The organism is Roseomonas rosulenta, from assembly GCF_016106005.1.
Taxonomy (GTDB): Bacteria; Pseudomonadota; Alphaproteobacteria; order Acetobacterales; family Acetobacteraceae; genus Neoroseomonas; species Neoroseomonas rosulenta.
In genome coordinates this window covers 1-7,228 of record NZ_JACADR010000233.1, presented here as the reverse complement: position 1 = coordinate 7,228, position 7,228 = coordinate 1, and the positions used below count along the sequence as shown (strand labels likewise).

Sequence of the window (7,228 nt, the reverse complement as noted above, 5' to 3'; positions counted from 1 at the left end):
CGCGCCGCAGCGCCGGCGCACCGCCCCGGCCCGGCGGCGTCCGGCCCGCTCATCGCGGCGGCGCCAGCCGCGTCACGCGCGGGAACTCCGTCGCCACCGCCTCCGGCCGCAGCGGCACGCGGATGGAGCGCCGTTCGAGCCACAGCGGCACCTGGTCGGCGAAGGCGGCCGAACCGAGCCAGCCATCCTGCCCGCCCCAGAGCGTGAACCAGTTGGCATCCGGGTCGGCCATGTCGCTGACATGGCGCGCCATCGACCCGAAGGCGGTGTTGTGGCGCGCGGTGACCAGGCCGTGGCTGGTCTTCATTGGCGTCTCGCGCGACCCGCCCACGGGGTAGTCGCCATAGCGGAAGAAGGCCTCGCCCAGCACCGGCAGGTTCACGAGCGCATGGGCATGCGGCAGGCGGTGCATCTCGCCCCAGGTGGTCAGCCGCGCGAAATCCGTCGCGGCGGTGCGCGACGCGTCCCGCAGCACCGCCTCGCGCCGCGGGGGCTCCAGCCCATCGAGGTCGCGCAGCAGGAAGGCGGTGATGAAGTTCCACTGGCTCTCCGGCGCGCGGCGGTTGCCCGTCGCCTCGGCTCGGTCCTCGGCCGCCAGCAGCGGGACAAGCCGCGCGAGCAGGACCTCGAAGGCGACCGGTGCGCGGGAATCGGCTCGGTAGTCGCCATCCCAGCCGCGCAGCGCATCGACCAGTGGCGTGGCTTCCGCGATGCCGGCCATGCGCGCCGACAGCGCCGCCGCCAACCGCCCCGCGCGTGGCGATCGCGTATCCGCCTGGATCGCCATGATATCGGCCGGCGTGTGGCGCGGGCGCGATGCGAGCAGTTCGCGCAGACGCTCCACGCGGTCGCTGTCGGAGAAGAAGAAGCCCAGCACCGGCGGCGCGCGGCCACCCAGCGGCTCGGGGCGGTTGTTCGCACTCGCCAGCACGCCCTCTCGCGGGTTGACCACATGCGGCAGGTCGGGCGTGCGCAGCAGGCGCCCCCAGGGCGCGGTCGCGGCCGGGTCTCGCGCGTCCAGTACCGGGTCGGGCGGGATGGCGCGGCGGTCGGGAATGGTGGTGGCGTAGAACTGCCCGATGCGCCCGTCGCGCCCGGCCCAGACCATGTTCTGCGCCGAGACGCCGAAGCGGTCGAAGGCGGCGCGGAATTCCTCCCCGCTGCGCGCGCGCGCCGCCCCCAGCAGCGCGGTGATCTCGTCCGTCGGCTCGTGCCCCACCCAGCGCAGCGCGATCACGTCGCCCGGCCGGCGCGGCAGCACGGATGCATCCGTCACCACCGGGCCATGTGGCGTGAGGCGCACCTGACGCTCCGCGCTGAACCACAGCCGCTGGCGGATGCGAACGGTGTGCGTGCGGAAATCCTCCGGCGGCAGGCCGGACACGTCGAACAGGTCCGACGACGCGGCGCGCATGTTGGTCCCGCCCCAGGCGATGTCGGCGTTGCGCCCAATCGCGAGGAAGGGCAGGCCGGGGACCATCAGCCCGACCGCGTGGAAGGAGGGCGACCGCATCCCCGCCGCCAGCCAAACATTCGGCTGGATCAGCCCCAGATGCGGGTCCGATCCGATCAGTGCGCCACCGGTGGCGGACCGCCGCGCCGCCACTGCCACGGTGTTGGACCCCACGCGTCCGGAACCCGCGAGGATATCGCGGATCACCGCGAGGCGCCGGCCCTCCGGCAGCGCGGCTTCCGGCGCCGATGATCCGGCTGCGACGGTGCGTTCCCACAGCCGCGCGAAGCCGGGCGTGCCGCGCGCCGGCAGCAGCGCAAGGTAGCCGAGCCAGTTCACGTCCGTGCCCGCGAGCCGGCCGATCGCGATCAGGTCCTCCTCGGTGAAGGGCTCGCGCGACAGGCCGAGCAGGCCGAATTCCGGCGCCGGGCGCCCGTTCATCACCGCGTGGTTCAGACCGGCGGTGAAGGATGCCATCAGTACCCGCGTCTCCTCCGGCCAGGCGGCGCGTATGGCGGGCGCTGCGCGGCCGAAATCGAGGATGCGCAGCGCGTGGTCGATCTCGGTGGCGAAGGGCCCCGCCGCTTCCGAGAGCCGCCCGCGCGCCACCAGCCGCAGCAGCGCGATCTGCGCGCCGCGCAGATGCCCGTGCACCAGGCCGAGGGCGAAGAACAGGTCGCGGTCGGTCTCCGCCTCCACCCACGGCACCATGTGGTCGTTCCAGCGGATGGTGACGGGGCGCTCGACCGCCGCACCGGCGGCGGGCAGCGCGGCGATGCGCGCATCGGTGCCGACCGTACGCGGCGAGAGCGCGGCGCAGCCGGGCAGCAGCATCAGCAGGAACAGGAGGCGCTTCATCGCCTGCAAGCTTGGCCCGGCGTCGTGGCTCGGCAAGGGCGCGGCGGTCAGTCCGCGCGGCGCATGGCACGCGTCAGCGCCGCCACCGGCAGCAGCCCGACCAGCACGATCAGCAGCGCGGCGGTTGAGGCCTCGGCCAGCCTCTCGTCCGAGGCGAGGTTGTAGATGCGCACCGCCAGCGTATCAAAGTCGAAGGGCCGCACGATCAGCGTCGCGGGCAATTCCTTCATGGTGTCCACGAAGACCAGCACGGCCGCGGTCAGCAGCGCGCCGCGCGCCAGCGGCAACTCCACCTCCCGCACCGCCTGGCCCGGCGTGCGCCCCAGCACCCGCGCCGCGGCGAAGAAGGACGGCTTCAGCCGTGCGAGGCCCGATTCCACCGCCGAGAGCGCCACCGCGAGAAACCGCACCAGGTAGGCGAAGACCAGTGCCGCCATGGTGCCCGACAGCAGCAGCCCGGTGGACACGCCGAAGCGCTCCCGCATCCAGGCATCGAGCGCATTGTCGAAGACCCCGAAGGGCACCAGCGTGCCCACCGCGATGACCGATCCCGGCAGCGCATAGCCCAGCGACGCGACACGGTTCGCGAAGGCGCGCGCGGGAGAGGGATGCATCCGAACCGCCCAGGCCATCATCGCCGCGATCGCGACCGCGAGCAGGGCGGTGATGCCCGAGAGCATCAGCGAATTCACCGCGAAGGGCAGGAAGCGCCGCGTGTCCAGCGGGTCGCCGCTGGTCGCCGCCAGCATCGCCAGCGCGCCGGCGGGGATGGCGAAGCCCAGCACCACCGGCAGGGCGCAGGCGAGGATGGCGCCGGCCTGCTTTGCCCCGTGCAGCACCACCGGGCGCAGTGGCGGCTGTCGGGTGGTGGTGGGGTGGAAGCGCCGCCCGCCGCGCGAGAGCCGCTCGAGCCCCAGCAGCAGGAAGACGCATCCCAGCAGCCCGACGGCGAGCTGCGCCGCGGCGCCGCGGTCGTCCATGCCGAACCACGCCTCGTAGATGCCGGTGGTGAAGGTGCGCACGCCGAAATGCTGGACCGTGCCGAAATCCGCCAGCGTCTCCATCAGCGCGAGCGCGATGCCGGCCGCGAGCGCGGGGCGCGCCAGCGGCAGCGCCACATGCAGGAAGGTGCGCGGCAAGCCGTGCCCCAATGTGCGCGAGGCCTCCAGCAGGCAGACGCTCTGCTGCAGGAAGGCGCTCCGGCACAGCAGGTAGACGTAGGGATAGAGCACCATCGCGAGCATCAGCGCCGCACCGGGCAAGGACCGGATCTCGGGCACCCAGTACTGGCCGTAGCGCAGCCCCGTGAGATCACGAAAGCTCTGCTGCACCGGACCCGCCACGTCGAACAGCCAAGTGTAGACATAGCCGTTGAGGTAGGCCGGCATGGCCAGCGGCAGCAGCAGCGCGACCTCGAGCACGCGCCGGCCGCGAAATTCGCAGGTCGAGACGATCCAGGCCGAGACCGCACCTGCCGACCCCGCCATCACCGCCACCAGCAGCGCGAGCAGCGCGGAGTTGCGCAGCATCTCGGGCAGGGTGGTGGCCGCGATGTGCAGCACGCTCGCCCCCGGGCCGGTCGCGGCCGTGACCAGCACCGCCAGCAACGGCGCGCCAATGAGCAGGGCGACCACCAGCGAGGCCCAGGCCCAGGCAGGCGCACGGCGCGTCCGCACCGGCGGCGTGCGGGCCGGCGTCGCGGCAAGGGCAATGTTGCGAACCATTCTCAGCGGGGCGATAGCACGCCCCGCAGCCGGGGGGGAGAGGCCCTCAGCGCGCCGGCGCAGGCGGAATCGTCACGCCCCCGTGGAAGCCCTGGATGGTCCAGTCATAGGCCTGCACCCCGACCCGGATCGAACCCAGCCGCGCCGCGCCCATGTCGAGAATGATGGTCATGGTCGCCGTCCACATGGACAGCAGCAGGAAGGACAGCACCCTCAGCGGCTTCTGGCGGAGCCCCAGCTGGAAGCCGAGGGCGGCCATCGAGACCGTCGTCATGCCGATCAGCAGCCAGAACAGCTGCGGCGGGAACAGTGTTGCGAAGGCGAAGCGCTCGGCCGTCGCCAGGTCGAAGGTCGTGTTGAGCGAATTCATCAGCGAGGCGGCCACCGGGTCGGGGCGCTCGCGCACGATGGCCGCGAGGTGGCCCCAGATCGCGGATTGCAGGGTATTGGTCCGCCGCGTCGCCGCCTCGACCTCGGGCGCGAAACGGCCTGCCATCACGAAGTCCCTGCGGACGACCGTGTAGTCCTCGAGCAGGCGGGCGATCTCCGCGCCGCGCGGGTGCCCGATCGCTTGGGCCTGCAGCCAGGCGGTGCCGATCGCGTTGGCTTCCGCGAGCGTTCCCTCGCGCCGCTCCTGGAAGCGGGCGCTCGAGAAGGAGAGGGTCAGGGCGAGAACGAAGGCGAGCAGCCCGAGCATGCCGCCGACCACGACGCTCACGCCTTCCCCGGGGTTCTCCTGCCGTCCTGCGCGGCGATGGCCGAAGACATAGCCGATCTCCTTGGCCACGGCCTGGATCAGGAACAACGCCGCCGCGAAGGCGAGGACGCTGAACGCCGCGAGCTCCTGGATCGCTTCGGTGACCATGCGGCAAATCCCCTGTTCCGGGGGAAGGATAGGGGCGCGGCGTTGCGGGCGTCCATCGCCGGGCCTGCTGGCGGCGGCGCGCGGCCTCCCGTAGAACGACGGGATGCAGACGAATTTCTCGCCCGCACAGCTCGCCGACCCCGAGACCGCGGAGAGCAACCGCATCCTGCGCACCTGCGTCCATTGCGGCATGTGCACGGCGACCTGCCCGACCTTCCTGCTGCTGGGCGACGAGCTCGATTCCCCGCGCGGGCGCATCTACCTGATCAAGGACATGCTCGAAGGCGGCAAGCCGGCCACCGAGCAGGTGGTGCGCCATGTGGACCGCTGCCTGTCCTGCCTGTCCTGCATGACCACCTGCCCCTCGGGGGTGCACTACATGCACCTCGTCGATCATGCGCGGGCGTATATCGAGCGCACCTACACGCGCCCCTGGCCGGAACGCGCGCTGCGCCGCGTGCTGTCCTTCGTGCTGCCGCATCCGCGGCGGTTCCGGCTCGCTCTGGTGGGGGCCACGCTCGCGCGCCCCTTCGCGCGGCTCGTGCCCGGCGCCTCGATGACGGCGCAGCGGCTGCGCGCGATGCTGCGCCTTGCTCCCGCATCGGTGCCCTCGCCATCGGCCATCGAACGCCCGCGCGTGCATCCGGCGGAAGGCCCGCGCCGCGCGCGCGTGGGCATCCTGATGGGCTGCGCGCAGCAGGTGCTGGCCCCCTCGATCAACGAGGCGACCATCCGCCTGCTCAATCGCATGGGCATCGAGGTGGTGGTGACGCGCGGGCAGGGCTGCTGCGGCGCGCTCGACCACCACATGGGGCACCACGACCCGGCGATGCGCCTGGCGCGCGCCAACATCGCCGCCTGGATGGCCGAGATCGAGGGCGAGGGGCTCGACGCCATCGTGGTGAATGCCTCGGGCTGCGGCACCACGCTCAAGGACTACGGCCACATGTTCCGCGAGGAACCGGAGGCCGCGGCGGCCGCGCGCGTGGCGGGCCTCGCCGCCGACATCACCGAGGTGCTGACCCGTTTCGGCTATGCGCCAAGCCGCGCAGCGCCCGGCATGACGGTGGCCTACCACGCGGCGTGCTCGCTCCAGCACGGGCAGAAGATCACCGCCGAGCCGAAGGCGCTGCTGAAGGCCGCCGGCTTCGTGGTGCGCGAACCGGCCGAGGGGCATATCTGCTGCGGCTCGGCCGGCACCTACAACCTGATGCAGCCCGAGATCGCCGGGCACTTGAAGGCGCGCAAGCAGGGCAACATCGCGCGCACCGGCGCCGTCCTGATCGCCTCGGGCAATATCGGCTGCCTGACGCAGCTGGGCGACGGCGCCATCCCGGCGGTGCACACGGTCGAACTGCTCGACTGGATGGCCGGCGGGCCGGAACCCGCGGCCGTCGCGCGCGCCCGCGCCGCGGCGTGATCCTGCTGCGCCTCTGGCGTGGCGAGCTGCCGCTGGGCGAGGCCTTCTGGACCTGGGCGGTGCTGGTCGGATTGCTGGTGAACATCGCCAGCTCCATCGGCTTCTTCTGGCTGATGATGGCCGGGCAGACGGTCGCGGGCTTCATCGTCGGCCACGCCCTGTCGCTACCCTACAACCTTGTTGCTGCCGTGGGCGTCTGGCGGTCCGCCGGGCGGTCCGATTCCGACCCGCGCTGGGCCGGCGCGGCCAGGCTTGCAGTCGCGATCGGCATGACCATCCTCAGCCTGACATGATCACGCGAGGCTTGCCCCGCGGGGCCCGGCGGGCGGAACATGGCGCCATGCGCGCCGCCCTGATCGCCCTGATCGCCCTGCCGCTGCTGCTGGTGCCGGTGCTGGCCGAAAGCCAGTCCCAGTCCGCGCCGAACCGCGCCCAGGAAAGCCGCCGCGCCGAGCTCGACAGCCTGTTCGACGGGCTGAAGGCCGCCCCCGACGATGCGGTGGCCCACATGATGGAAGGGCGTATCCGCACGCTGTGGGTGGAACAGGCTTCGCCCGCCACGGTGCTGCTGCTGCGCCGCGGCGCGCGCAACCTCGCCGCGCGCACCCATGACGAGGCGCTCGAGGATTTCGACGCGGCCATCACGCTGAGCCCGCAGAGTGCCGAGGCCTGGCACCAGCGCGCCCAGGCCTTCGCGGCGCTGGGCGACCCGGCATCGGCCGCGCGCGACCTGCAGGAGGCGCTGCGGCTCGAACCCCGGCACTTCGGCGCGCTGCTGACGCTCTCGCTGTTGCAGGAGGAGGCCGGCGACGCGCGCGCCGCGCTGCGCAGCATGGAGGCGGCGCTGGCGCTCCACCCGCGCCTGCGCGGCGGGGCCGAGCGGCTGCGCGAGCTGCGCCGCAAGGCGG

The 7,228-nt window shown here is 72.6% G+C and carries 6 protein-coding genes; 3 read left to right on the top strand and 3 right to left on the bottom strand.

Annotated features, from left to right (window positions below; all coding sequences use genetic code 11):
• Window positions 1-49: 49 nt before the first annotated feature.
• From HW578_RS20495 to HW578_RS20485, 3 genes are all read right to left on the bottom strand, one after another.
• Window positions 50-2,311, bottom strand: coding sequence for a penicillin acylase family protein (locus HW578_RS20495; protein ID WP_198372571.1), 2,262 nt, complete (start codon window positions 2,309-2,311; stop codon window positions 50-52).
• A 47-nt stretch (window positions 2,312-2,358) separates the two neighbouring features.
• Window positions 2,359-3,987, bottom strand: a complete 1,629-nt coding sequence (locus tag HW578_RS20490; RefSeq protein WP_369407943.1) for an ABC transporter permease — start codon at window positions 3,985-3,987, stop codon at window positions 2,359-2,361.
• A 94-nt stretch (window positions 3,988-4,081) separates the two neighbouring features.
• The gene (locus HW578_RS20485; RefSeq protein WP_198372569.1) at window positions 4,082-4,900 is read right to left on the bottom strand and encodes a hypothetical protein; all 819 of its coding nucleotides are present in this window, start codon (window positions 4,898-4,900) and stop codon (window positions 4,082-4,084) included.
• Window positions 4,901-5,003: 103 nt separating this feature from the next.
• Between HW578_RS20485 and glcF the strand changes: the two genes are divergently transcribed.
• From glcF to HW578_RS20470, 3 genes are all read left to right on the top strand, one after another.
• Window positions 5,004-6,320, top strand: a complete 1,317-nt coding sequence (gene glcF, locus HW578_RS20480) for a glycolate oxidase subunit GlcF (protein ID WP_198372568.1) — start codon at window positions 5,004-5,006, stop codon at window positions 6,318-6,320.
• Entirely contained in the window at window positions 6,317-6,613 is a 297-nt protein-coding gene (locus tag HW578_RS20475; RefSeq protein ID WP_198372567.1) for a hypothetical protein, read from the top strand. The genes glcF and HW578_RS20475 overlap by 4 nt, the downstream gene beginning before the upstream one ends.
• 47 nt (window positions 6,614-6,660) lie before the next feature.
• The coding region (locus HW578_RS20470; protein ID WP_198372566.1) for a tetratricopeptide repeat protein at window positions 6,661-7,228 on the top strand (568 nt) is incomplete at its 3' end.

Bases quoted from the DNA above. Each gene is read 5' to 3' on its own strand.
- HW578_RS20485 (WP_198372569.1), bottom strand. From the start codon at position 4,900: ATGGTCACCGAAGCGATCCAGGAGCTCGCGGCGTTCAGCGTCCTCGCC.
- HW578_RS20495 (WP_198372571.1), bottom strand. From the start codon at position 2,311: ATGAAGCGCCTCCTGTTCCTGCTGATGCTGCTGCCCGGCTGCGCCGCG.
- glcF (WP_198372568.1), top strand. From the start codon at position 5,004: ATGCAGACGAATTTCTCGCCCGCACAGCTCGCCGACCCCGAGACCGCG.